Consider the following 22725-nt stretch of genomic DNA (forward strand, 5'->3'; position numbering starts at 1 on the left):
CACGTGCGAAAGGCCCTCGGCTCCTCATGCCCTCTTCTAGTGTGTCCGCGTGTGCGCGCGCCCTGACTGGCCGCGCGGCGGCGGTGATGCGCAGTGAACCCCTCGGTGGCGTGCTGTTGCTCGTCGCGACCGTCTCAGCCCTGTTGTGGGCGAACTCGCCGTTCGCCGACTCGTACTTCGCGGTGCGCGACACCGCCTTCGGACCGGCTGCCCTGCACCTGGATCTGAGCATCGGACAGTGGGCCTCGGATGCGCTGCTGGCCGTGTTCTTCTTCGTCATCGGGCTGGAGCTCAAACGCGAGTTCGTCACGGGCGACCTTCGCGATCCCCGCCGGGCACTGGTGCCGATCGCCGCCGCAGTCGGCGGCGTGGTGGTGCCTGCCGCGTTCTACGTGCTGGTGGTGCTCAGCAGCGGCGCGCCCGACGCGCTCAGCGGGTGGGCGGTCCCGACCGCGACCGACATCGCGTTCGCGCTCGCCGTGTTGGCGGTCGTCGGTCGCGGGCTGCCGCCGGCGGTGCGGACGTTCCTGCTGACCCTGGCTGTGGTCGACGACCTGATCGCGATCACGATCATCGCCGTCGGCTACACCGCCGGAGTGGTGGTACTGCCGTTGCTCGCGGCCGCCGTGCCGCTGGCAGCGTTCGCCGTGGTGACCAGGCGCGGCTTCACCGCCTGGTGGGTGCTGGTGCCGCTGGCCCTGCTGACGTGGGGGCTCGTGCACGCATCCGGTGTGCACGCCACGGTGGCCGGTGTGCTGCTCGGGCTGGTGGTGCCCGCCCGGGAGGTCGCACCTCGCCTGGAGCACCTGCTGCAGCCGTTCTCCTCGCTCGTCGCGGTCCCCGTGTTCGCCCTGTTCGCCGCCGGGGTCGCCATCGGCGGGCTCTCGGGCCTGCTCAGCGCCCTGACCAGCCCGATCGGCCTCGCGGTCGCGGGCGGCCTCGTGATCGGCAAGACCCTCGGTGTGTTCGGCGCTGCCTTCCTGGCGACCCGACTACCCGGTGTCCGGCTCGACGGTTCGATGCGATGGTCGGATGTCGCGGCGCTGGCGCCGCTGTCCGGGGTCGGATTCACCGTCGCGCTGCTGATCGGGGAGCTCGCCTTCGGCGGATCCACCTTGGCCGATGACCACGTCAAGATCGGCGTGCTCGCCGGGTCGCTCCTCGCGGCGTTGCTCGGCGCGATTCTGCTGTGGCTGCGTGCGCGGTCGAACAAAGCCGACAGCCTCCCCACAGCTACCCAGGCTCCGACAACGAAGGGACGAGGCCGATGATGCGCGGAACCCGCCAGGAGGCTCCCGACCGCAACCTGGCTATGGAGCTGGTACGGGTCACCGAGGCCGCAGCCATGGCAGCGGGCCGATGGGTGGGCAGGGGCGACAAGCTCCGCGCCGACGGCGCGGCGGTGAACGCAATGCGCCAACTCCTCGGCAGCGTCTCGATGCGGGGCACCGTCGTGATCGGCGAGGGCGAGAAGGACCAGGCGCCCATGCTCTACAACGGCGAGCAGGTGGGCAACGGCGAGGGTCCGTGGTGCGACGTGGCCGTCGACCCCGTGGAGGGCACCACCCCGACTGCCAAGGGCATGCCCAACGCCATGGCCGTGCTCGCCGTCGCCGAGCGCGACGCGATGTTCGACCCCTCCGCGGTCTTCTACATGGACAAGATCGCTGTGGGCCCGGACGCCGCGGGCGCCATCGACATCACCAAACCCGTAGGGGACAACATCCGGGCGGTCGCGCGGGCCAAGGAGATCGACGTCCGAGACGTCACGGTCACCGTCCTCGACCGGCCACGGCACGAGCAGTTGATCCGCGACATCCGCGACACCGGTGCCCGGATCCGGTTCCTCTCCGACGGGGACGTGGCCGGCGCGATCGCCGCCACACAACCGGCCAGCGGCATCGACATGCTGGTCGGCATCGGAGGCACCCCGGAAGGGATCATCGCCGCGGCCGCGCTGAAGTGCACGGGCGGTGAGATCCAAGGCCGGCTCTGGCCCAAAGACGACGAGGAGCGCGCCACAGCCGTCGCCGCCGGCCACGACCTGGACCGGGTCCTCACCACCAGCGAGCTCGTGACCGGTGAGAACGTGTTCTTCGCCGCCACGGGCGTCACCGACGGCGACCTGCTGCGCGGCGTACACCACCGCGCGGGCGGCTACACCACCCAGTCCATCCTCATGCGGTCGAAGTCCGGCACCGTACGACTCATCAACAGCGAACTCCCAACTGGCCAGAAATGAGAACCCCATGCCGCCAGCGGCCCAGGGCTGGCGGCTGACACAGAACACGCGGATCGCCGGCCAAGGCTGGAACCGGTCAATCACCCGGATATCCGATGAACACTGTCACCTTGGTGGCGTGCCAACGCTGTCATTCTACCGTCGTTCCACAATCGGGTGAATGTGTGCAGCGGACGTGTGCGTGGCGAACTCGGCGACGCGGGTCGGCGTCAACAATGGATCAACGCTGCTCAGTAGAAGCGTAGCGAAGCACTAGTGTCGCGTGTCGGAAGTTGGTTTACAGTTCTGCAGGTGGAATCATGGGCGCATGTCGACTGCGGCGCGACTCGAGGTGCGAACCAAGGACGTGAAGGTGTTGCAGCGCTGGTTGCGATCGACCTCGATCCCGGCGGGTCTGGCCCAGCGGGCCCGGATCGTGCTGTTGGCCGGGGAGGGGATCTCGAATGCAGAGATCGGCCGGCGGGTCGGGGCGTCGCGGCCGACGGTGCTGCACTGGCGGGGCCGCTACCTCGAAGGCGGGGTGGCCGCCCTGCGTGATCGGCCCCGGTCGGGGCGACCGCGCGAGGTCGACGAGCTCGCGGTCGTGACCACGACGTTGAGCAACGACGGGCGACCGCCCGAGCGGCTCGGAGTCACGCACTGGTCGGCGCGACTGCTGGCCACCGAGCTGGGGACCTCGTTCGCCACGGTGGCCCGGATCTGGCGGGACTGGGACATCGCGCCCGGTCGGATCGAGACGTTCAAATTCTCCACCGACCCGCAGCTCGAAGCCAAGGTCCGCGACATCGTCGGGCTCTACCTGCACCCGCCCGAGAACGCCGTGGTGCTCTGTGTCGACGAGAAGTCGCAGGTCCAGGCCTTGGATCGGACCCAGCCGACGCTGCCGATCCGGCCTGGGGACCCCGAGCGGCAGACCCACGACTACATCCGTCACGGCACCACCACGTTGTTCGCCGCGCTGGAGGTCGCCACCGGGCGGGTCACCGACGCCTGCTTCCACCGACACCGCCACCAGGAGTTCCTCAAGTTCCTCAAGCAGGTCGCCAAGGCCTACCCGCGGGTGCCGCTGCACGTGGTGTGCGACAACTACTCCACCCACAAGCACCCCCGGGTCAAGGCCTGGCTGGAGCGCAACCCGCGGATCACGCTGCACTTCACCCCCACATCCGGGTCGTGGTTGAACATGATCGAGATCTTCTTCGGGATCATCACCCGCCAAGCCATCCGCCGCGGCAGCTTCGGCTCGGTCCGCGACCTCGTCGACGCCATCCGCCGGTTCATCGACGGCTGGAACGACCGCTGCGAACCGTTCACCTGGACCAAGGACGCGGACACCATCCTGACCACAGCCGACCGTCAAACAACTTCAAACACGCGACACTAGGCAGAGCGGAAGCGACAGGGTCTGTCGGTGGCCGTGCTGGTGCAGCGGTCTCACGCTGCCAGCGGGCACGCTGCGGAGCGCGTGGCCCGGGGAAAGGAGAGAACGTGGGCGTCGTACACCTGACACCGGCAGAGATGCAGCATTGGGCGTCGCTGCCCGAGGACCATCCCGTCGCGGTGAACGACCGACAGGTCCGCGTCTACGCGGAACAGCAAGGAGGGCTGACTCTCCGATACTGGAAGCTCGCCCTCGCCAGAGTGTGGGATGATCCGTTCATGATGACCAACGACGAGGTCGCGAAACGCCTCGGCGTACCGGAATCGGAGCTTGAAAAGATCGTGGCCGACACCAGCGCCGCACTGGGCTGGGACGGCCCTAATTGCCACGTCGAGTAGAGAAACGGTCGTGAGTGGCACGTGGCTTCGGTGACACGCCTGGTGACTTTCGTCGATATCGATGATGCCGCCGCATCCGCGCGGCGAATGTCGGTATCGGCACGCCACGAGGCCGTCCTGACGAACGGCCGCCACGTCCTACTCCTCAACGACCGCGGCTGGAGCGCATCGGGGCCGCCTGACATCTGGGCACTGACATCGGTCGCAGACATCGTGGCCACCGCCCGCGTGGTGGTCGGACCCGACGAGCCCGGCGACGGGCGCTCGCACGAGGACATGGAGGCAGGCCACTGGGCTCAGCTGACTGAGGTCCTCCGGCAGCACGGGATCGCCGTGGATGCTCGGCAGCTGCAGCGGCGACCACACGGCGTGGCACTCAGCCGGCGGCTGTTCGCGCGCGTCCACCGATGACCCACGAGTGAACCTGCCCTGGGACACGTCGCCACGACAGCCATCTCGCTAGCGGTCAGCGCTCCTCATCGGCAGCCGGCCCGGTGGTGATGCCGGTTCGATCGGTTCTGGCCACCGCTGCTGTCGATGCGGGCGCGGGCCAGGGCGTTGAGCAGTGAGGCGGCGAGGCCGGTGGCGGCGACCACGGGTGCGATGGCGAACGCCGCGGTGGGCCCGTGGGCGTCGGCGAGCAGACCGGCGGCGAACTGTCCGGCCGCGGTCCCAACGGGTCCTCCCGCACAGAGCACAGCCATCGCGGTGGCCATGGCCGGCAGCGGGGTTTGGTCTTCGGTCAGCGCGTACAGAGTGACCATGTATGGGCCGACGGTCAGCCCGGCGATCGCGATCGCGACCGGTAGAAGGTGCTGGGCGGCTCCCCATAGCAACAGACCCATGCCGGCCGTGAGCGCGAGGGGGAAGATCCACCGCCGCAGGGCGAGCCCGAGTCGGTCCGGCAACCACGCGCACGCCGCCCCGGCCAGCGCGCTGCCGACGCCGAGCTCGGCGAAGTACAGGCCAGCCAGCTGCGGAGCACCGACCGCGGCGGCGTAGGCAGTCGCTCCGGTCTGGACCGCGCCGAAGATCGCGCCCACGCTCACCATCGCCACCGTCAGCGTCCCCAACGACGGCCAGTGCACCGCCGCAGCGGTCCGCTACCCGGAGCCGGACGCGGGTTCCTCGTGGGAGGGCAGGTCGGTGTAGCGGCGAGCCAGCGGCGCCGCCGCGGCCACGAGCAGAACCGCGGCGCCGACCAGCGGGCCGCCCTGCGCGACTCCCAGCGCCGCGGTCGGGACAAGAAGCAGCGCCCCGACCAACGCCGGGCCCAGGACGAAGCTGGCCTCGTCGGCGGCGCCCTCATAGGACATGGCCGTACGCGCCAGGCGGGGATCGGCGCCCCGGAACCACCTGGACCAGTGCACTCTCACCAGGGGCCCGACCTGGGGCTGCGTCACTCCGACCAGCACCGCTGCCGCCACGACGGTGGCCGGTCCGCCGGCACGGCTGGCCACCAGCAGCAGCACGATGGCGGCCGCGTTAGCCACGGCGGCCCAGAACCCGATCCGGCGAGGCCGAATCCAGCGGGCCGCGGTGCCGAGCACGAGGCCACCGGCGGCGATGGCCACGGTGAGCGCGCTACGCGACAGAAGCAGGGTTATGTTGCGTAGGTGCTAGCAGTGGGAGCCTGCCTCTAAATGTCAGAGACTCCGCGGCTCTGACAGGTCACGATAAATTTTCGTGCTAGGCTGTCATCGTGTCGGATCGCGTGGAGGGTGGCGGACCAGCCGAGGTCATCGTCAATCGGGACGGTCGGATCCTGATCCCGGCGCAGGTGCGTCGGGATCTGGGACTGAGTGCCGGGTCGACGCTGCTGTTGTCGGTGGAGGACGGGCGGGTGGTGATGGAGTCCCGCCAGCAGTTGGTCGCCCGGGTACGGCGGGAGATCGCCGAGTCCTGGCAGGGCGACCCGCAGACCTCCGTCGTCGAGGAGCTGCTCGCCGACCGCCGCGCCGAGGCTGCCGCCGAGGAGGACCGGTGACTCCCGGCGACGCCAGTCCCACACCGTTGGACCCTGCGGATGGGCCGGCGGTACTCGACGCCTCCGCCGTGCTCGCCTGGCTGCGCGACGAACCCGGCGCCGGGGTCGTCGACCGCTACCTCGACACCGCGGTGCTCGGCGCGGTGAACCTCGCCGAGGTCCACCAGAAGCTCGCCCAGCACGGCGTCGACGCCGACCGCGCCACCCGCCAGCTCCGCACCCTCGGGGTCCGGATCGAGCCGCTCGACACCCCCGACGCGATCGCCGCGGCGAAGCTGTGGCCGGCCACCCGCTCGGCCGGACTGTCGCTGGGCGACCGGTGCTGCCTGGCCCTGGCCGCCCGCCTCGGCGGGCCCGCGGTCACCGCCGACACCGCCTGGACCGCCCTCGACATCGGAGTAAGTGTCGTACCCATCCGATAGAACAGAGGTGCCCACCCAGGGCCCCACCCCCCGGCCCGGGGTTACGGCACACGCGAGCTCGAGCCCCTGGAATCGGGTGCACCCCAGCATGAACCCTCGGTCCGGCTCGGACGTGCTGCGGTCCCTGGCCGACTTCTGGCGCGGCGCGAGCGCGGCCCGGATGCTGAGTGTGGGTCAAGTGATCTGGCCCGATTCATAGTCCTCGTGTCTGGCCCCGCTTGCGTCGTCGGGAGCCTACGGAAGCGGCTGCGGGGCGATGGTGAGTCGGCTCAGGTGGTCCGGGTCGGCGATGACGTCAAAGCTGTGGATGAGGTTGTGGGCGATCACGAAGGTGATTGCGAGGACGGGGCGCCCGTCACGCTCCACGGCTGCGCCAAGGTCGCCGTCGATGAAGGCGGGGCCGGCGTCATGGGCGGGGCGGGAGAAGCTGCGTGCTTCTTCGACGATCGCGTGGGCGCCGCTGACGGTCGCCTTCTGCCCTGGTGTGAGCAGGGCGGGGTCGACGTGGCGTGTGGCGTCGGGAGCGAGAATGTCGAGCATCGCGTTCGTGTCGCCCTCACGGATCGCGTTGAGGAATCGGACGATGATGGCGCGGCGACCTGCCAGATCGGGCGGGGCGTCCGCGGCTCCCAGTCGAGCCCTGTCGCGGGCCCGGGCAGCAAGCTTCTTGGTCGCTTCGGTGGAGCGCTCGAGCACGGGTGCGATCTCCCGGAACGGGATCGCGAAGACGTCGTGGAGCACCAGGGCGACCCGTTCTGCGGGCGAGAGATTCTCGAGGACTACGACCAGAGCCCTGCCGACCGAGTCGGCAAGCGCCGCGTCGCCGGCGGGGTCGTCGGAGTTCGCGCGCAGGAGATCGTCAGCGTCGAGGGGCGATTCGGGTCGTGCTTGCCGTGCCCGCAGACGGTCCAGACACAGTCGTGAGGTGACCGTGGTCAACCAGCCGCCGAGGTTGTCGATCCCGCGAGCATCTGCGTGAGCGAGCCGCAGCCAAGCGTCCTGCACGGCGTCCTCGGCGTCGACAGCCGAGCCGAGCAGGCGCGCGGCGAGCGCCTGCAGGCGCGGACGGTGCTCGGCGAAGCGTCCAGCGATGTCATCGTTCTCGTCATTTCTCGCACGGTGATCCATGTGTCCCCTCTCGGCTGCGTGCTCCGTCATAAGTGATGACGGCTCGCGCAGCGGCTGCGGGACGCAGGACTCGACCCCCGATCGGGTCCGGGCGCCAACCCATGGGAAACGACATGACGGTGTTGATGGTCCAGTTCTCAGTCGAACCGGCCAATGTCGGCGAGATCGAGTCGGCCGCCGAGACGATGTGCGCCGCGCTCAAGGACGCCAACCTGTCCGGGGTCAGGTTCGCGGCCTGCAAGCTGGCTGACGGGGTCTCCTTCCTCAACGTCGTCCAGCTCGAGAATCAGACACCCAACCCGCTGCCCGGCCTCCAGGCCGCTCGTGAGTTCCAGCAACTCATGGCAGCCCGCGCGCTCGGCCACCAGCCCCCGGTGGCTGCCCAGGTGACCGTACTGGGCTCGCACCACCTGTTCTGACACCCATCTTTCCTTTTCTGGAGTTGCTCGCATCATGGTTCTTGCCTATGTCGGTGTGACGGTCGCCGCGATCGTCGCGAACGCCTTCATCGCCGCCGCGGACTTCACCCGCGCCAGATTCGTCCTCGCCAACTCCGCGTCCGTCGGGGTGCCGGAGTCGTGGCTGACCCCGTTGGGGCTGCTCAAGGCCGCAGGAGCCGTGGGGCTGCTACTGGGACTACTCGGGGTCCCGTTCGTCGGCCCCCTCGCCGCGACCGGACTCCTGTTGTTCTTCATCGGGGCAGTCGTCACTCACTTGCGCGCCGGGGACTACTCGGTCTCCCTCGGGTTCCCTGCCTTCTATCTGCTCCTCGCAGCCGCGTCACTCGTCCTCGACATCGCGGTGGGCTGACAGCGTCGCCCGCGGGTCGATCGACGCTGAACCGCGACCAGGGCCATCACGGATCCGCACCGTCGGGGGCGGGCGACGCGGAACGAGGCGTCGGTCGGCCTCCCACCTCTGCGGGGCGTGCGCGGTTACGGTCGGCGACCGTGACCGACAGTCCCTCGGTCGAGCAGGGCGAACTGCTCGTCGACCCCACCGACAGCCGCCGGCGGTGGCCCGAGCTCACGCCGCCGGCCGGGGAGGCGCCGCTCACCCCCGACGAGGCCAGCTACGTCCGTGCCGCGCGGGCCGACTCGACCGTCACCGCCTACCGCGCGGACTGGGCTGAGTTCTGCGACTGGTGCGACCGCGAGAACCACGACTGCTTACCGGCGCCGGCCGCGGCCGTCTCCGGCTACCTGGTCACCCTCGCCCGGGCCGGAGCCAAGATCTCCACGATGAGCCGGCGGATGGCCGCGATCCGGTTCTTCCACGCCGTGCGCGACCTGCCCGACCCGACCAGCCCGGCCCGGGTCACCACGGTCTGGGAGGGCATCCGGCGCGAACACGGCGCCCCACCGGACCAGGCCCGGCCGCTGATGCCGCCGCAGCTGTTCGACCTCGTCGCCGCCACCGGCACCACCCGACAGTTCCGCGGTCGACCGGCCGAACCGGACCTGGCCGGCGCGCGGGACCGCGCCCTGCTGCTGGTCGGGTTCTGGTCGGCGCTGCGCTGCTCGGAGCTGTGCGCGCTAACCGTCGACAACGTGCTCCCCCACGACCGCGGCCGGACCCTGACCATCCCCAGCTCCAAGACCAACCAGCGCGGCGAGCACACCGAGCTCGTCGTGCTGCCCTACGCCGCGCACCCCGATGCCTGCCCCGTCCGCGCCCTCACCACCTGGCTCAAGCTGGCCGCCATCACCGAGGGGCCGGTCCTGCGCCGCGTCTCCACCGGCAACCGGGTCACCCCCGGGCAGTTGCATCGGGCCTCGGTCAACCGCCGGATCACCGCACTCGCCGCCGCGGCCGGCCACGACGACGCCGGGTACAGCCCGCATTCGCTGCGGGCCGGGTTCGTCACTTGGGCCCACCTGCGCGGCGCTTCCGACCGCGAGATCGCCGCCCAGACCCGGCATCGCTCGCTCGCCTCGGTCGGCGGCTATGTGCGCGTCGAGAATGCCTGGACCGCGAACGCCGCCACCAACATGGGCATCTGAGGACCTTTTCCGACGACAGACTCGTGTGCTGCCGCCACGAGCGGCGCGGCGGGCCGCGGCCGTCACCGTGGTAGTGGCAGATCCGTCGGCCACCGCGAGAGGAAGCTGATCGGTGATCTCGTCGCTGACCAGCGTCGACTGCCCTGGGACCGCCACTTCCCGTAGCCCTCCGACCGCACTGGCGGGATGATCACAGGGCCGGGCGTACCACCGAACGTGACGGCCCGCGGCACCAACGCACCGGTGCCCGCGCCGTGAGCGGCCATCCCCGCGCCGCGCCGCCGGCAGCTCGCCCGCGGCCTGGTGTGCGGTTCGTTGTCGGGGGCCCGTGCCAGGCTGCCGGTGGCAGCCGTATAGCGGCGGGCGAGACGAGGAGGACACCGCGGCGATGAAGGCGCTACAGCTGGTCCCGCGCCCGCGTGTGGACCCGGAAGAGTTCGCCGGGCAACAGACCCGACGGTTCACCGACCACCGGCTGCGGATCGGGCGGTCCGGCGTCGTGCACGAGGTCGCCTGGCGCAGCTGGCTGGGTGATCTGGTGCTGCCCGTGCCGGCGTGTCACCAAGGCTGGTCGGGGTTCGCCGCCGCCGACGACCTCACCGCGACCGACGACCCGGCGACCTGCCGCAAGTGCGCCCACGGCACGGGCCTGCGTCGCGGCGAGGTGCAGCCGGCCCTGTTCGAGCTGGACCAGGATTGATCACCACTGAAGCCACTCCGCGTCACCACGGACGCTGGTGAGGCATTACTGACACGCGACGCGGCTGCTGGACGGGGCGGACCTCGACGGTACCGGGCAGGCACCGGCGGTAACAGACTTGATCACGGCGTGCAGCAGTCTGGACTGATCGACCGGGGGAAGCCGCACGCATCTCTGGGTGGCTGGTCAGACGGAGCAAACCCGGAGCGGGCCGCCTACGACCGGTCGGCACGCACGACGACCCTGCGACACGAGAGAACTCCCGGGCGTGTACTCACCGAGTCCGTTGCGTCGTTCAACGGGGCCGGCCGCGGTCGACACCGCTCTGGTTCGGCTCTGACCTGCTGGCGCTGGAGTCCGCCGGTCGAGCAGGGGCACGCGAGATGGTGTGGGGTGCCGGACCGGCGGGAACGTCATGGGGGCAGCATCGTCGCGCTGCAGAGGGACGGTTGGGATGAAGCATCGACAAGCCCAAATCACCGTGGAGCGCTCGGAACGGGCCCTGCTGATCCGCGCGAATGGGCTGCTGGACCGCCGCGGGGCTGCGGCGTTGTTGCGCCTGGTCGACCTCCACGCCGATCTGATCACCGCCGGCCGACGAGCGCCGATCGCGGTCGTGATCGATCTGCATGGCATCTCGCAGTTCGAGCCCGCCGGGCTTCGCCTGCTGCGAGATGCCCGATCCCGGGCCCGCCACGGTGGGTTTCGGCTGCTGGTGACCGGCTGCAGTGGGCGCGTGCATCTGCTCCCGTTCCCGGTCCAGCAGCTGCTCGCCGAGCGCGGCCCCGTTGCGACCATCGACATGGCGCTGGCGACGCTGCCGACGCCACCGCTGGCACCCGCCGGTGCCGCAGCTGCCGCATTGCGGCGCATCGAGGACCCGGAGCCCGCCGCGGTGCCGCAGCCCCGAACAGCCACAGCCGGCGCCGGCTACGGCACCTCCTTCGCTTCCGGACCGAACCGGCTGACACATCCGGTCACTACCAGCTCGTCCCGCCCCGCCCAGCGCCCGGGCCGGCCGCCGACCCGGGTAGGCGTTGCCCCGGCGTAGGAAACGACCACGCTTCCCCGCCGCCGTGCTGGCCGTGGCGTTGTCCGAGGATGCAGTGGCGCTAAGAGCGTCCGGCAAATGATGTTCAGCGGAGTCGGCGGGTGGTCGGCCGGGTGGGCCAGCGGTAGAGCACGCGTGCGCGGTTGATCAGGCGGCGGATCACGGTCAACGCGGCGGCGAGGTTGAGGTAGAACTCGGCGATGTCGCGGCGCTTGTCGGTGAACCGGCGCAGCTTGCCGAACCCGTTCATCCACGCGTGCAAGCGCTCGACCGGCCACCGCCGCCCAGCCTGGATCGGGGCGGGTTCGCCCTTGAGCGCGATGTGGGCGTCATAGCCGAGGACCTCGAGCAGGTCGCGAGTCTTGGCCGAGTCGTAGCCCCGGTCCAGATGCATGCCCGGCAGATCGGGCAACGGACCGATCATGTCGCAAACCCCGGCCAGGGTGGGTTCGAGCAACGGCGAGTCGTGATCATTGGCGCGGGCGGCGACCAGGTGCAGCGGGATCCCGTTCCCGTCGCCGGCCACCGAGCGTTTGGTGCCCTGTTTGCCCCGGTCAACCGGGCTGCGCCCGGATACCTCACCGCCGCACGGGGACTTGGTGATCGACCCGTCCACGGACAGGTCATCGAGGTCGAGTCCGATCATCTGGTCGTAGCCGGCCAGGGCCTGGCGCAGCGTTTCTCGACCGACGCCGGCCCGGGCCCAGTCGTCAAGGCGGCGGCGGATGGTGCGGTCCGAGCAGCCCGGTGAGGCGAGGCGTTCGTAGCCGCTGCCGTGCACCAGCGCGGCGAGCACGTGTTCGAACACGACCCGGTCCGGGATCCGGCGACGATGACAGCCCCACGGATGGGTCGGGGAGAACTCGGGCCGTCGTTCGGACCCGATCAGGTCAGCGAACTCGACCCACAGCGGCTCGATCAGGGATGCTGGCAACAGAGGCACGGACCCTCCAGGCGATCACAGGACTTCAGCAATCCCATGATCACTTCTGGGTCCGTGCCTCTACCTGCAACGACACGCGGCGACCTCATTTGCCGGACGCTCTAAGTCGCGCCCGCGCGGGCGCAAGCCGCCGTTAGCGGGACCGGAGAACGGCTACATCACGGCGCGAGGTGGACGCCGGATGGCGACGCCGTTTCGACCACGCCGCGCGCTGACACCTAGCTCTGCCCGCACGTAGCGGTGTCTTCTCGGGTCGCTCAGACCAGCATTGGCCGTACGTCGCTCCGAGTGCACCCGAGTTCGAGCAACTCGCTGCGTGCGGTCGAAATCCTCACCTCCGGGCGACCCGGTCGGATACCGAGTTCAGCGGACATATCCGCTGCCGGGCGGGTGATGTTGCCAGCGGGTCATCCGGTGCCGGCATCACGCCGCAGTCGGCTCCGACCGCTGTGGTCTCAACCATCGAAGCCTGGAGCTGCACGGTCCCCGCCGCGAGCGTACGCGCCATCGCCGGTCCGCTCGGTGTTCCGAAGTAGACCGCAGCCGCATGGTGTTCGCGGCCGCGACGAGGCGGTATCGCCCGGCGACGCGGGTGTAGCGTGGCACGCAGGTCGAAACAACGGCTTGCTCCGACACGGGCGCAGGTACTCATTGCCGCGCGTTCGGTATTCGTCGTGGGCACCTCGGCTACCCCCGAAGGTGGCGGGAGCGCAGTGCATGCCGCCTCGGCTCTGCCGTACAGCACAAGGTTGTCCTGCTGCACCCGTACCCCACTCGTCGCAAGGGCGGTACTCGTACATGCAGCCAGAACAGACCGACCAGCTGGTCGTCTCGCTCCGCCGAGCCGCACACGATCTGGTGGCGCGGCGCAGCATCAGCGATCTCGAACAGACCCTCGGCCAGATCGTGGCCGCGGCGGTCGACACCGTCCCTGGAGCCGACGCCGGCGGGATCTCGATGACCGAGGACGGCCACGTGGGCTCGCGGGTTCCGGTCAGCGAGGACGTGCGCAAACTCGACGAGCTGCAGGCCCAGCTCAACGAGGGCCCCTGCATCACCGCCGCGCAGGAACCGCCCGCCGACGGGATCGTCTACGCCCGCGACCTGGCCTGCTCACCTGACGCCGATCGGTGGCCGAACTACGCCCCGCAGGCGGTCGGGCAGGGCTACCGGTCGATGCTGTCGACCCAGCTCTCGACCAACGGGGGCACCCGCGCCGCGCTGAACCTCTACTCCCACCAGCCCGAGGCCTTCAACGAGGTTTCCCGCACCATCGCCGGACTGTTCAGCGTGCAGGCTGCGCTGCTGCTCTACGGTGCCGAGCACGCCGCCCACATGCAACAGGCGTTGGGCAGTCGCGACGTGATCGGGCAGGCCAAGGGCATTCTGATGGAACGCTTCGACGTCGACGGCGACCGTGCCTTCGAGATGCTGGTGCGCTCCTCGCAGGACACCAATATCAAGCTCGTCGACGTCGCCCAGTGGCTGACCAGCGCCGAGGGCCGGCACAAGCCGGATTCTCAATCTTCGGGTCGTTAAGACCCGGCGGGTCGAGGCCAGCCCCCATGACAACCGGCGCACGGATGCTGACCACGGTCCCGGGTGTCAGACGGCGCCCCCTCGGTACGGTCCGGCCGAGCTGCCGGTCGGGGAACCTACGGATCGGCGTCGATCTTCGAGCCGACGATCCGCCCCGCCCGCCCGGGCGCAGGCGCTACCTCCGGGCGCCGAGGACGTCGGTGACCGCACTGGCCCGGCCGGCCCATGCCGCGCCGCGTCGTCCGGCGACGCTCGCAGCAGGCTGGTGTCGGATTAGCGTGTGCGGCGCCCGACCCGGGCGCGCAGCATTTGCCCACCACCGTCGTCTATCGACGTGGCGCCGAGCAGCGCCAGTCCGGCCAGCAGCACCACCGCACCGGCGATGATGTTGGTCAAAAGTGCACCGAGGCCGGGTGTGGGACCGCTGACCGCCCAGAACGCCACGATCGTCCACGCCCCGAGGACTGGGCAGACCCACGCCAGTCGATGCGTACTGCCATACGCGGCGCCGAACCCGAACCCGAGCACCGCGATCGCCATCCCGACGATCAGGTTGTGGGTCTGCAGCGGGCCGGTGAACCCGACGATCCACCCGGACAGCGCGATGTAGAGCCCGGCGAGCAGGATCGTGCCCTCGAGCAGCTGCCCGGTGACCGTCTCGGCGGCGCGCTCGTAGCGCATCCGGACCTCTTGCAGTTCATGGCCCCGTTGCACCTCGGCGAGATCGGGGTGGTCGGCCATGGACGGGTTCTGAGGAGTGGACATGCTGCTCACCTCCATGAGACGACTGTGGTCCACCTCACCGCCATTATCGATCCGCTCCCGCCCGCAGTACAGAGGCGGATGGCGCGAGTTCGCACGCTTCAGACTCGCTCTGCTCGATCGGTCCGAGACCGATCTCACCAGGTCGATCGCCGAGGCCATGAGGAGGCCGACCTGGCCCGCCTCCTGGTTCCCGGGCGTCTATCACCGGCGAACGCCCGGGCTCGCCGCGGTGCGCGGCTGCCAGGGTGGGCCGGCGCGCGCGGGGTCCTCGGCCGCAGCCGGTTCAGTGCGGGCCGCCTCCGTGCACCCAGCGCTTCCGTCCGTGGTGGCGTGGGGGCACGGCGCGGGCACGGCCAGGGCGTGCAGCGCAGCGTCGAGGTCGGGAAATCCGCCGATACCGGCCAACAGCGCGCGCTCGGGCGGCCCGAGCTTCGAGGCCAGGTGCCCGCCCCCGATCAGGTGGAATCCGATCCCCCGGCGTCTGGTGGCGTAGTGGCCGTGTGGCAATGCACGTAATCCTTGCGGCGTCGCTGCGGCGACCTCACTGAGATCGATCATCACGTGCCGAGTCTGGACCGAGCCGTCATCGACCAGCTGCAGACGGAAGTCGACCTGGCGCAGCACCCGCGCCCCGACCCTGGTGTTCAGTATCCCGCACGGCTGGATCCGATAGAGGTCGGCGCGCGGGCTGTCCACCTTCACCCGAAGCTCATCGCTCACGTCTGCTCCTTCCCCACCACGACGGGTCGCGGGTCCCCGTTTCCGCCACCCGCCGAACATCGCACCGAGCACGGATTGACAGAAAAAACTACAGTAACCAAGATAGATATCTCTCAGGAGAGGATGCATCTATGCGGGAGGAGGACAGACGTGATGCCCGAGACGATCGATCCGCTGCGCGAGCTCGACCCCCTAGTCGCCAAACTCTGCCCCCCGCAGCCACACCACGGGGGCGACGACGTCGCTACCCCGATCTCCAGCGCGCCAGAGTCGTCGCCGCGTCCCGGCGATCCCGACCCGGGCCCACCGGCTGCGGAACCGGCCCAGCGCGAACGCGCCCGCCGCGACCGGGTCAGCGCCGGCGCTGCTTCGATCATCCCGCGTGCCATCGACGTGTGAGCGCGCAGCTCACGACGCGACGCGTCACCCGTCGGGTCCACTTGGTCGGGCCGGATGCGGGTGCGGCACCGAGGACGAAGCCGCCGCGCTGCGCACCATCGCCGGTTGGTACCGGAGGGTCGCCAGCGCGCCGACGCCCGGCTGATGGTGGTGGTCCAAACGGGCGGACCGGGTCGGGCCGGCGACCGCCACGTACCCGGTCAGCGCCCGGGTCACCGTCGTGGCATGCACAGCCTGGGCGCGTTCTGCACCCGTGAAATGCATGCTCATCGCCCTGCCCGGCACTGACCTCTTTCCACTTGGCGTCAGCCAGCGAGGATGAGGGTCTGGATCGCGTTGACCAGCGCGGTGGTCCGCTGCGGGCAGCACCGAATCTTCCGCAGAATCTTCCAGCTCTTGAACATCGCGTTCGCGCGTTCACCGGGGCCGCGTTGCGCCGCGTGGGCGGCGTTGACCTCCCGCTGACTCGGTGAGAGCCGTCGGCGCTCGCCGGTGTCGCGATCGGCGGGTCGGCGTCGCTGTGGGAGGTGGAACGTCGGCCCGGCGCCGCGGTATCCGCTGTCTGCGACCACCGGCACCCCGGCGGCGTTGAGGGCGTCGATGATCCCGTGCTCGCGGGCGGCACCAATGTCATGCCGCGCACCGGGCAACGCCGGCGACGCCCAGACCAGCCGCCCGGCCGGGTCGCTGATGACCTGGACGTTCATGCCGTGGCACTTCCACTTCCCCGAGTAGTACGGGCGGTCGCGCCCCGAGGCCATGGCGACCCGGTCGATCCGCAGCAGGGTCCCGTCGAGGATCACGAACGCCTTCCGCAACGCAACCGCGATCGCCTCGGCCAGGTTCGGTGCCGCGGCGGCGAGGACGTCGATCGCTTCGCGGACGTAGCGGAACGCCGTGGTGGTGCCGACTCCGAACCCGGCGGCGAGGTCGGGGTAGGTCTCGCCCTTGCGCAGATGCGCCAGGGCGAGCAGGGCGTGGCGGCCGACCGGGAGGCGCCGCCAGCGGGTACCGCGCTGGTTGCGGCTGTGCTGCAGGGCGTTGGTCAGGGTGATCAGCGCGCGAGTGGACACCGACAGCGCGGACGGGTAGGAAAGCATCGGAGCTCCTGGTGGACAACGAGTTGATCTAGGCAATCACTCGTCTACCAGGGGCTCTTTTGCTTTCCAGGCTGCCACGCCAGACACGACCAACCCGCCTGACCGCCAGGTTGGAAAAGGTTCACTGACCGGAGGCGTTGAGGCGATCACAGATCCGTACCACGCCGTTCCCTCAGTACCCCCGAGCGGCAGCGTCTCGCGGACGAGAGTCGATGACGGGCGCGATCGGTGGGCGGGCCGGAGTGGAGGAGGCCGGGGCGTCGGGCACGACGCCCCGGCCTCGGTGGCTACTCAGCGGCTCCCTGTCGATGAGTACAGAAACATGTACTCGCCTCGCCGGGCTGGGTTCGAGCATCGGCGCCGGTCACGGGCGCAGCACGTCCGGGCCGTGCGGTGTTTCTGCCGCGGCGCGGCAGCGCTACGTCGATGGTGAGTCGTCGGGGGTGGGGGCGCGGTCGCGCACGGCGATGGGGGCGCCGGCGAGGTCTTCCTCGTTGCAGAGCAATTTCACCTCGTAGTAGACGGCCTCGGGTCCGTCGTCGTAGTCGAGGTGGATCGCGAGCACATCGACTGGCTCACCGAGCCAGTCCTGGCTGCGGCGCAGCCAGCGCGCGGCCCGTTCCAGAGCCGTGGGCAGGTCGTTGTCCGAGAACACGACCGGACGGAACGGGACCTCACCGACCTGATCGCGGCGGTCGGTGGGCCGGGGCAGGCCCTGAGCCAGCCCTGCGTCGTCCAGATCGAGGGCAACCGGTTTCTCACTCATATCTCAAGGATCCCGAGCGGTGACCACACGCGGCAATCAGGTTCGCCGCGCCGAGGTGCCGAGCTCTCGCAGCATGCCGAGGACCGACTGCGGTATGTGGCGGCGTGAGCGCGACCGCGGGCGCCCCGGGTGCCGTTGCCGGTCAGCTGTTGAGGCGGCCGGAGAGCCGGTCGCGCATCCGGTCGATCATGCCCACCCCGGGGCCTGCCAGCTTGTGGAACACCTCCGAGTTCGGCGCATCCGGGTGCGGGCGGGTCGGCGCGATCTGCTTGGCCCGGTCCACCTGTTCCCGCATCTTCTGCAGCGTGTCGGGATCGACGTGCGCGCGCAGCCGGGGGAACTGTTCGTTCTCCTCATCCTCGGCGTGATGGCGCAGTGCCTCGGTCATCTCCCCGACGAGCTCGTCGAACCGGCCCTCACCGGGATCGGTCTTCTCGAGCTCCTGCATCACCCGCTCGAGCTGCGCGTGCTCGTCGGCATCGTGGTCGACCATCTCGGCGCCGTCGTCGAACCGGTCGCGCATGACCGGGTAGACATACATCTCCTCGGCCACCGAGTGCCGCACCACCTCCCCGATCACGGTGTCGACCAACGTGCGGCGTTCCTGCAGGTTCGTGCTCTCGCGGGAGACTTGGGCGAGGGTGTCCAGCGCCTCGCGGTGGTCCCGGGTCAGCTCGTCGACCACATCGCCCGCAGTCCCGCCCTGTGCCTGTGCCACGGTTGACCTCCTTCACGGTCAGTTCGGGTGCACTGGCCTACCCCGCCCGGACGCGCATAATCGGTGGTCATCGTGTCTCCGGTAGACGCACGCACCCGGGACACTCGCCGCACCGGTCTACGTCGACACGTGCGCCGGGGGTTGCGGGACGGACCTGTGGCAGCTGGGTGTTCACCTGACGCGGTTCGGGCTTCGGGCCCCGGGTAGGAGAGGCACCGCCGCCAGGGGAGCTGGTGACCCGATCGACCCAGGAGCGCGAATGTTTCGGCACACCAAGTTGCTGCAGTGCGAGGCCAAGCCCGACGGGCCCGATGCGGTGCTGGCCCGCAAGATCCAGGAGCTCATCGGCGGGGCGTGGGGTGAGATGACCGTGGCCACCCAGTACCTGTTCCAGGGGTGGAACTGCCGCGTCGAGGGCAAGTACAAGGACCTGATCATGGACACGGCGACCGAGGAGATCGGGCACGTCGAGATGCTGGCGACGATGGTCGCCCGGCTGCTGGAGAACGCCCCGGCCACCCAGGTCGCGCACGCGGTCACCGACCCGGCCGTGGCCGCGGCGATCGGCGGCATGGATGTGCAGCACGCGATCGTCGGCGGGGGTGGTGCGCAGCCACGCGACTCCAATGGTGTGCCGTGGAGCGGTGGTTACATCGTGGCCTCGGGCAACCTGCTGGCTGATTTCCGCACCAATGTGGCGGCCGAGTCCCAGGGTCGGTTGCAGACCGCACGGATCTACAACATGACCGACGATCCGGGTGTGCGGGAGATGCTCAAGTTCAATCTCGCCCGTGACACCGTGCACCAGAAGCAGTGGCTCAAGGCGATCGAGGAGCTGCAAGCTGACGGGATCGAGGGCGAGATCGTGCCGGACGACCTGCTCGACGTCGAGGACCAGGTCCACAACAACACGATCTGGCAGCTCTCCGACGGCGGCTCCGGCCCCAGCGGCGGGTGGAGCAGTGGCGAGGACGCCATCGAGTACCTCACCGACCCCAGCCCGCTCGGCGGGCCGGCCACAGCACCCAAGCCGGACCCGAAGCTCTACGGCAGCTACGCCGGCGGACAGAACGCTGCAGGCACGGTGAAGGGCAAGGCTCAACAGGCCGCCGAACGGCTGCGCTGAGGCCGGTCCGACGGGCCCCGCCACGGCGGGGCCCGTCGTTTCCGCACCGGCTGGTAGCCGGCCCTGCGGGGTGAGGGCCGGTCTGGATTCCATGGCGATGCACGACCGCTCCGCGACGGTGGGCGCTGCTCGCCGCGCCCGGGTGTCGCCGCAGAGGCGCGCGGTCGGGGAAGTCCGCCGTCACGAGTTGGGGGATCGAGCGGGCGGGTTCAGCCGCCGAGCTCCTCCCGTAGCCGCGCGACGGTCCGGCTCAGCAGCCGCGAGACGTGCATCTGGGAGACGCCGATCTCGGCGGCGATCTCGGACTGGGTGAGGTCGCCGAAGATGTCGACGACGCGCTGAGACTGACCCTCTAGCGACGGGTTGGGACTGACCCCTCCATCGAGGCTGGAGGGGTGATCACGTTGGAAGAGTGGGCTGAGGTCCGTCGTCTGCACCGCGCCGAGGGCGTGCCGATCAAGGAGATCGTCCGCCGGCTGGGACTGGCGCGAAATACGGTGCGGGCGGCGTTGCGGGCCGACGCGCCGCCCTCGCGGGAGCGTGGACCGCGCGGGTCGTTGGTGGACAAGGTGGAGCCGCAGGTCCGGGCCCTGCTGGCCGAGTATCCGAGGATGCCGGCGACGGTGATCGCCGAGCGGATCGGCTGGACACACTCGTTGACCATCCTCAAGGACCGGGTGCGTGAGCTGCGGCCGTTGTTCGCCCCTCCCGACCCGGCGGACCGGATCGAGTACGCCCCCGGTGAGCTCGCGCAGTGCGACCTGTGGTTCCCGCCGGTCCCGATCCCGGTCGGTGCCAGCGGGGCGCGGGTCCTGCCGGTGTTGGCGATGACCTGCGGCTTCTCCCGGGTGACGGACGCTGTGATGATCCCGTCCCGCAAGGCCGGCGACATCCTGGCCGGGATGTGGGAGATCATCGCAGGGTGGGGCCGCTGTCCCCGCACGCTGGTCTGGGACCGCGAGGCCGCGATCGGCGGCACCGGGCGACCCGGCGTCGAGGCAGCTGCGTTCGCCGGGACGCTCGGGGTGCGGATCAAGCTCACCCCGGCACGGGACCCGGAGTCGAAGGGACTGGTGGAGCGGCGCAACGGCTACTTCGAGACCTCCTTTCTGCCCGGACGCAGCTTCGTCTCGCCGTTCGACTTCAACGCCCAGATCGAGACTTGGTTGACCGAGGTGGCGGGCGCCCGGCACCTGCGCTCGATTGGGACCACCCCCGCCACGCGGTGGCCGATCGACCGGGCCGCGATGGTCGCCCTGCCGCCGGTGGCGCCGCAGGTCGGGCTGACCGGGCGGGTTCGGCTGGCGCGTGACTACTACGTGCGCGTCGACGGCAACGACTACTCGGTCAACCCGGCCGCGATCGGCCGGTTCGTCGACTGGATCGCCACTCCCGCCCTGGTCGCGGTCACCTGCGCCGGGCAGATCGCGGCCACCCACGAGCGGGTCTGGGCCAGCGGCGCCACGGTGACCGATCCCGAGCACCGGGCCACCGCCCGCGCCCTGCGCACTGCGTTCACCGCCGCCCGTGACCGCGCCCGCCATGACACGCGCTCCCACACCGATGGGCACGTCGTGGCCCTGCGCGCGCTGCCGGATTACGACGCGCTCTACGGCGTGAACTTCGACCCCGCACCCGACCCGACCGCCACCGCTGAAGGGCAGTAGATGACCACCCCGAAGACGACCGCGACGACCAGCACGACAGCAGCCACGGAAGCCACGAAGACCGGTGGCGTGAGCACCGAGCTCGGCTCGAAGCTGGCCTACCTGACTCGCGTGTTGAAGACGCCCACGATCGCCCGCGTCTGGGACGACCTCGCCGCCCAGGCCCGCGACCTGAACTGGTCGCACGAGGAGTACCTGACCGCGGTCCTGGAGCGCCAGGTCGCCGACCGTGAGTCCGCCGGCACCACCATGCGCATCCGCACCGCCCACTTCCCGGCCGTGAAAACGCTGGAGGAGTTCAACCTCGACCATCTGCCCTCTCTGCGCCGAGACCTGCTCGCCCATCTGGCGACCGGCACGTTCGTGGCCAAGGCCGAGAACGTGATCCTGCTCGGACCGCCCGGGATCGGGAAGACCCACCTCGCGATCGGGATCGGGGTCAAAGCCACCCAGTCCGGGCACTCGGTGCTCTTCAACACCGCCGGCAACTGGATCACCCGCCTCGCTGCCGCGCACCAGGCCGGGCAGCTGGAGGCCGAGCTACGCAAGATCCGCCGCTACAAGCTGATCATCATCGACGAGGTCGGCTACATCCCCTTCGACCACGACGCGGCGAACCTGTTCTTCCAGCTCATCGCCTCTCGCTACGAACAGGGCTCGGTCATGGTCACCAGCAACCTGCCCTTCGGACGCTGGGGCGAGGTCTTCGGCGACGAGATCGTCGCCGCCGCGATGATCGACCGCCTCGTCCACCACGCCGAGGTCCTCACCCTCTCCGGCGACTCCTACCGCACACGCGCCCGCCGCGAACTCCTCGCCAAAGACCGCGACAACTAGCACGAACCGGGCACACAGGGGTCAATCCCAAACCGTCGCCAGGGGGTCACTTCTAACCCGCCGTTGACAGAAGAAGCGCAGCAGCAGGATGCGCCGTTCGCGTGGGGGCAGGACGTCGATCCGGTCGCGCAGTTCGTCGCGCATCGACGCTGCCTCGAGGTCGGGGTCCTCGTCGCCGAGCCGGTCGCCGAGGGTGAGTTCGCCGTCCGAGCCGGGCACGTCGAGTGAGGACGCGCGGTAGGACTCGAGCGCGCCGAGCGCCTCGACGACGTCGGCCGTGGTGGTGCCGAGTTCTTCGGCGAGTTCGCTAGGCCGGGGTGCCCGCCCGAGCTGCTGGGTCAGCGTGACCGTGGCGCGGTTGATGCCGATGCTGAGTTCCTTGAGGTCGCGGGGAACCCGTAGCGCCCAGCTGTGGTCGCGCAGGTAGCGCAGGATCTCGCCGCGGATGCTCGGGATGAGGTAGCCGAGCGGGCCGCCGGTGGCGGCGTCGGGGTTGTAGCGGTCGAGGGCTTTGATCAGCCCGAGGGTGGCGACCTGCAGGATGTCCTCGGCGGAGTGGGTGGCGGTGAGGTAGCGGCGGCTGAGGTTGCGCACCAGGGGCAGGAACTCGCAGATCAGCCGTTCTCTTAACGGCCCGCGGGCCGGGTCGTCGGGTTCCATCCCGGCGAGCCGGCGCAGGTCCGGCTCGAGGTCGTCGTAGCCGTGGGGCCCGTCGCGGTGTGTCGGCTGGGGCCGTTGGGCGGGCAGTCGCGTCTGTGTGCGCACGGAGAACCCCCGGGGCGTGTACTCACCGAGTCCGCTGCGCGTTCAACGGGGCCGGACGCGGTCGAGAC

The 22725-nt window shown here is 70.1% G+C and carries 28 protein-coding genes; 17 read left to right on the forward strand and 11 right to left on the reverse strand.

Annotated features, from left to right (window positions below; all coding sequences use genetic code 11):
• The first annotated feature begins 86 nt into the window (after window positions 1-86).
• The 5 genes from nhaA (at window position 87) to JOF36_RS37575 (ending at window position 4432) form a co-directional block, all read left to right on the forward strand.
• Complete coding sequence (gene nhaA, locus JOF36_RS37555) at window positions 87-1271, forward strand: Na+/H+ antiporter NhaA (protein ID WP_307862823.1); 1185 nt, start codon at window positions 87-89, stop codon at window positions 1269-1271.
• Window positions 1268-2242 (forward strand): class II fructose-bisphosphatase, encoded by a 975-nt coding sequence (gene glpX, locus JOF36_RS37560; protein WP_372447490.1) that lies wholly within the window; start codon window positions 1268-1270, stop codon window positions 2240-2242. Before nhaA ends, glpX begins: the two co-directional genes overlap by 4 nt.
• Before the next feature lie 307 nt (window positions 2243-2549).
• Complete coding sequence (locus tag JOF36_RS37565; RefSeq protein ID WP_210036975.1) at window positions 2550-3626, forward strand: IS630 family transposase; 1077 nt, start codon at window positions 2550-2552, stop codon at window positions 3624-3626.
• A gap of 104 nt (window positions 3627-3730) precedes the next feature.
• Complete coding sequence (locus JOF36_RS37570) at window positions 3731-4021, forward strand: hypothetical protein (RefSeq protein ID WP_210036976.1); 291 nt, start codon at window positions 3731-3733, stop codon at window positions 4019-4021.
• Window positions 4022-4051: 30 nt separating this feature from the next.
• Window positions 4052-4432 carry a hypothetical protein gene (locus tag JOF36_RS37575; protein ID WP_307862824.1) on the forward strand — a complete coding sequence of 127 codons (381 nt, stop codon included), beginning with the start codon at window positions 4052-4054 and terminating at the stop codon, window positions 4430-4432.
• A gap of 65 nt (window positions 4433-4497) precedes the next feature.
• Here the strand turns inward: JOF36_RS37575 and JOF36_RS37580 are convergent, their stop codons facing one another.
• Entirely contained in the window at window positions 4498-5079 is a 582-nt protein-coding gene (locus JOF36_RS37580) for an MFS transporter (protein WP_210036978.1), read from the reverse strand.
• Between the two features lie 45 nt (window positions 5080-5124).
• Complete coding sequence (locus JOF36_RS37585) at window positions 5125-5595, reverse strand: hypothetical protein (protein ID WP_210036979.1); 471 nt, start codon at window positions 5593-5595, stop codon at window positions 5125-5127.
• A 128-nt stretch (window positions 5596-5723) separates the two neighbouring features.
• Here JOF36_RS37585 and JOF36_RS37590 point away from each other — a divergent pair, with 128 nt between their 5' ends.
• Together JOF36_RS37590 and JOF36_RS37595 are read left to right on the forward strand one after the other, a co-directional pair.
• Window positions 5724-6008 (forward strand): AbrB/MazE/SpoVT family DNA-binding domain-containing protein, encoded by a 285-nt coding sequence (locus JOF36_RS37590; protein WP_307862825.1) that lies wholly within the window; start codon window positions 5724-5726, stop codon window positions 6006-6008.
• Complete coding sequence (locus JOF36_RS37595; RefSeq protein WP_210036980.1) at window positions 6005-6430, forward strand: type II toxin-antitoxin system VapC family toxin; 426 nt, start codon at window positions 6005-6007, stop codon at window positions 6428-6430. Before JOF36_RS37590 ends, JOF36_RS37595 begins: the two co-directional genes overlap by 4 nt.
• 234 nt (window positions 6431-6664) lie before the next feature.
• Here JOF36_RS37595 and JOF36_RS37600 read toward each other — a convergent pair whose 3' ends face one another.
• Window positions 6665-7558: a sigma-70 family RNA polymerase sigma factor gene (locus tag JOF36_RS37600; protein WP_210036981.1), complete on the reverse strand. Its 894-nt coding sequence runs from the start codon at window positions 7556-7558 to the stop codon at window positions 6665-6667.
• A gap of 113 nt (window positions 7559-7671) precedes the next feature.
• Between JOF36_RS37600 and JOF36_RS37605 the strand changes: the two genes are divergently transcribed.
• From JOF36_RS37605 to JOF36_RS37625, 5 genes are all read left to right on the forward strand, one after another.
• Entirely contained in the window at window positions 7672-7977 is a 306-nt protein-coding gene (locus JOF36_RS37605) for a hypothetical protein (protein WP_210036982.1), read from the forward strand.
• A 34-nt stretch (window positions 7978-8011) separates the two neighbouring features.
• Window positions 8012-8368: a DoxX family protein gene (locus JOF36_RS37610; RefSeq protein WP_210036983.1), complete on the forward strand. Its 357-nt coding sequence runs from the start codon at window positions 8012-8014 to the stop codon at window positions 8366-8368.
• Window positions 8369-8508: 140 nt separating this feature from the next.
• Window positions 8509-9561 carry a site-specific integrase gene (locus tag JOF36_RS37615; protein ID WP_210036984.1) on the forward strand — a complete coding sequence of 351 codons (1053 nt, stop codon included), beginning with the start codon at window positions 8509-8511 and terminating at the stop codon, window positions 9559-9561.
• A 388-nt stretch (window positions 9562-9949) separates the two neighbouring features.
• Window positions 9950-10261 carry a hypothetical protein gene (locus tag JOF36_RS37620; RefSeq protein WP_210036985.1) on the forward strand — a complete coding sequence of 104 codons (312 nt, stop codon included), beginning with the start codon at window positions 9950-9952 and terminating at the stop codon, window positions 10259-10261.
• Window positions 10262-10676: 415 nt separating this feature from the next.
• Complete coding sequence (locus tag JOF36_RS37625; RefSeq protein WP_210036986.1) at window positions 10677-11312, forward strand: STAS domain-containing protein; 636 nt, start codon at window positions 10677-10679, stop codon at window positions 11310-11312.
• An 85-nt stretch (window positions 11313-11397) separates the two neighbouring features.
• Here JOF36_RS37625 and JOF36_RS37630 read toward each other — a convergent pair whose 3' ends face one another.
• The gene (locus JOF36_RS37630; protein WP_210026896.1) at window positions 11398-12255 is read right to left on the reverse strand and encodes an IS5 family transposase; all 858 of its coding nucleotides are present in this window, start codon (window positions 12253-12255) and stop codon (window positions 11398-11400) included.
• 798 nt (window positions 12256-13053) lie between these two features.
• On the opposite strand from JOF36_RS37630, the gene JOF36_RS37635 reads away from it, so the two are divergent.
• Window positions 13054-13794 carry a GAF and ANTAR domain-containing protein gene (locus JOF36_RS37635; RefSeq protein WP_210036987.1) on the forward strand — a complete coding sequence of 247 codons (741 nt, stop codon included), beginning with the start codon at window positions 13054-13056 and terminating at the stop codon, window positions 13792-13794.
• Window positions 13795-14067: 273 nt separating this feature from the next.
• Here JOF36_RS37635 and JOF36_RS37640 read toward each other — a convergent pair whose 3' ends face one another.
• Window positions 14068-14559 carry an SPW repeat protein gene (locus JOF36_RS37640; protein WP_245353258.1) on the reverse strand — a complete coding sequence of 164 codons (492 nt, stop codon included), beginning with the start codon at window positions 14557-14559 and terminating at the stop codon, window positions 14068-14070.
• Between the two features lie 201 nt (window positions 14560-14760).
• A complete protein-coding gene (locus tag JOF36_RS37645) occupies window positions 14761-15279 on the reverse strand; it encodes a hypothetical protein (protein WP_210036988.1) in 519 nt (172 codons plus the stop codon).
• A 153-nt stretch (window positions 15280-15432) separates the two neighbouring features.
• Between JOF36_RS37645 and JOF36_RS37650 the strand changes: the two genes are divergently transcribed.
• Complete coding sequence (locus tag JOF36_RS37650) at window positions 15433-15678, forward strand: hypothetical protein (RefSeq protein ID WP_210036989.1); 246 nt, start codon at window positions 15433-15435, stop codon at window positions 15676-15678.
• Window positions 15679-15983: 305 nt separating this feature from the next.
• Here the strand turns inward: JOF36_RS37650 and JOF36_RS37655 are convergent, their stop codons facing one another.
• The 3 genes from JOF36_RS37655 to JOF36_RS37665 form a co-directional block, all read right to left on the reverse strand.
• On the reverse strand, window positions 15984-16778 hold the full coding sequence (locus JOF36_RS37655; protein WP_210036950.1) for a transposase family protein: 795 nt from the start codon (window positions 16776-16778) through the stop codon (window positions 15984-15986).
• 418 nt (window positions 16779-17196) lie between these two features.
• On the reverse strand, window positions 17197-17544 hold the full coding sequence (locus JOF36_RS37660) for a hypothetical protein (protein WP_210036990.1): 348 nt from the start codon (window positions 17542-17544) through the stop codon (window positions 17197-17199).
• 142 nt (window positions 17545-17686) lie between these two features.
• The gene (locus JOF36_RS37665; protein ID WP_210036991.1) at window positions 17687-18262 is read right to left on the reverse strand and encodes a hemerythrin domain-containing protein; all 576 of its coding nucleotides are present in this window, start codon (window positions 18260-18262) and stop codon (window positions 17687-17689) included.
• A gap of 259 nt (window positions 18263-18521) precedes the next feature.
• Here JOF36_RS37665 and JOF36_RS37670 point away from each other — a divergent pair, with 259 nt between their 5' ends.
• A complete protein-coding gene (locus tag JOF36_RS37670) occupies window positions 18522-19388 on the forward strand; it encodes a manganese catalase (RefSeq protein ID WP_210036992.1) in 867 nt (288 codons plus the stop codon).
• A 209-nt stretch (window positions 19389-19597) separates the two neighbouring features.
• Here the strand turns inward: JOF36_RS37670 and JOF36_RS41280 are convergent, their stop codons facing one another.
• Window positions 19598-19825 (reverse strand): sigma factor-like helix-turn-helix DNA-binding protein, encoded by a 228-nt coding sequence (locus JOF36_RS41280; protein ID WP_307862826.1) that lies wholly within the window; start codon window positions 19823-19825, stop codon window positions 19598-19600.
• Between JOF36_RS41280 and istA the strand changes: the two genes are divergently transcribed.
• Window positions 19784-21055 carry an IS21 family transposase gene (gene istA, locus JOF36_RS37680; protein ID WP_210026967.1) on the forward strand — a complete coding sequence of 424 codons (1272 nt, stop codon included), beginning with the start codon at window positions 19784-19786 and terminating at the stop codon, window positions 21053-21055. The genes JOF36_RS41280 and istA overlap by 42 nt on opposite strands.
• On the forward strand, window positions 21056-21892 hold the full coding sequence (gene istB, locus JOF36_RS37685) for an IS21-like element helper ATPase IstB (protein WP_245350810.1): 837 nt from the start codon (window positions 21056-21058) through the stop codon (window positions 21890-21892). It begins immediately after the preceding gene.
• A gap of 21 nt (window positions 21893-21913) precedes the next feature.
• Here the strand turns inward: istB and JOF36_RS37690 are convergent, their stop codons facing one another.
• Window positions 21914-22657: a sigma-70 family RNA polymerase sigma factor gene (locus JOF36_RS37690; protein ID WP_210036993.1), complete on the reverse strand. Its 744-nt coding sequence runs from the start codon at window positions 22655-22657 to the stop codon at window positions 21914-21916.
• Between the last annotated feature and the right edge of the window lie 68 nt (window positions 22658-22725).

The organism is Pseudonocardia parietis, from assembly GCF_017876315.1.
Taxonomy (GTDB): Bacteria; Actinomycetota; Actinomycetes; order Mycobacteriales; family Pseudonocardiaceae; genus Pseudonocardia; species Pseudonocardia parietis.

Bases quoted from the DNA above. Each gene is read 5' to 3' on its own strand.
- nhaA (WP_307862823.1), top strand. From the start codon at position 87: ATGCGCAGTGAACCCCTCGGTGGCGTGCTGTTGCTCGTCGCGACCGTC.
- glpX (WP_372447490.1), top strand. From the start codon at position 1,268: ATGATGCGCGGAACCCGCCAGGAGGCTCCCGACCGCAACCTGGCTATG.
- JOF36_RS37565 (WP_210036975.1), top strand. From the start codon at position 2,550: ATGTCGACTGCGGCGCGACTCGAGGTGCGAACCAAGGACGTGAAGGTG.
- JOF36_RS37600 (WP_210036981.1), bottom strand. From the start codon at position 7,558: ATGGATCACCGTGCGAGAAATGACGAGAACGATGACATCGCTGGACGC.
- JOF36_RS37605 (WP_210036982.1), top strand. From the start codon at position 7,672: ATGACGGTGTTGATGGTCCAGTTCTCAGTCGAACCGGCCAATGTCGGC.
- JOF36_RS37610 (WP_210036983.1), top strand. From the start codon at position 8,012: ATGGTTCTTGCCTATGTCGGTGTGACGGTCGCCGCGATCGTCGCGAAC.
- JOF36_RS37620 (WP_210036985.1), top strand. From the start codon at position 9,950: ATGAAGGCGCTACAGCTGGTCCCGCGCCCGCGTGTGGACCCGGAAGAG.
- JOF36_RS37625 (WP_210036986.1), top strand. From the start codon at position 10,677: ATGGGGGCAGCATCGTCGCGCTGCAGAGGGACGGTTGGGATGAAGCAT.
- JOF36_RS37635 (WP_210036987.1), top strand. From the start codon at position 13,054: ATGCAGCCAGAACAGACCGACCAGCTGGTCGTCTCGCTCCGCCGAGCC.
- JOF36_RS37640 (WP_245353258.1), bottom strand. From the start codon at position 14,559: ATGTCCACTCCTCAGAACCCGTCCATGGCCGACCACCCCGATCTCGCC.
- JOF36_RS37650 (WP_210036989.1), top strand. From the start codon at position 15,433: ATGCCCGAGACGATCGATCCGCTGCGCGAGCTCGACCCCCTAGTCGCC.
- JOF36_RS37655 (WP_210036950.1), bottom strand. From the start codon at position 16,778: ATGCTTTCCTACCCGTCCGCGCTGTCGGTGTCCACTCGCGCGCTGATC.
- JOF36_RS37660 (WP_210036990.1), bottom strand. From the start codon at position 17,544: ATGAGTGAGAAACCGGTTGCCCTCGATCTGGACGACGCAGGGCTGGCT.
- JOF36_RS37670 (WP_210036992.1), top strand. From the start codon at position 18,522: ATGTTTCGGCACACCAAGTTGCTGCAGTGCGAGGCCAAGCCCGACGGG.
- istB (WP_245350810.1), top strand. From the start codon at position 21,056: ATGACCACCCCGAAGACGACCGCGACGACCAGCACGACAGCAGCCACG.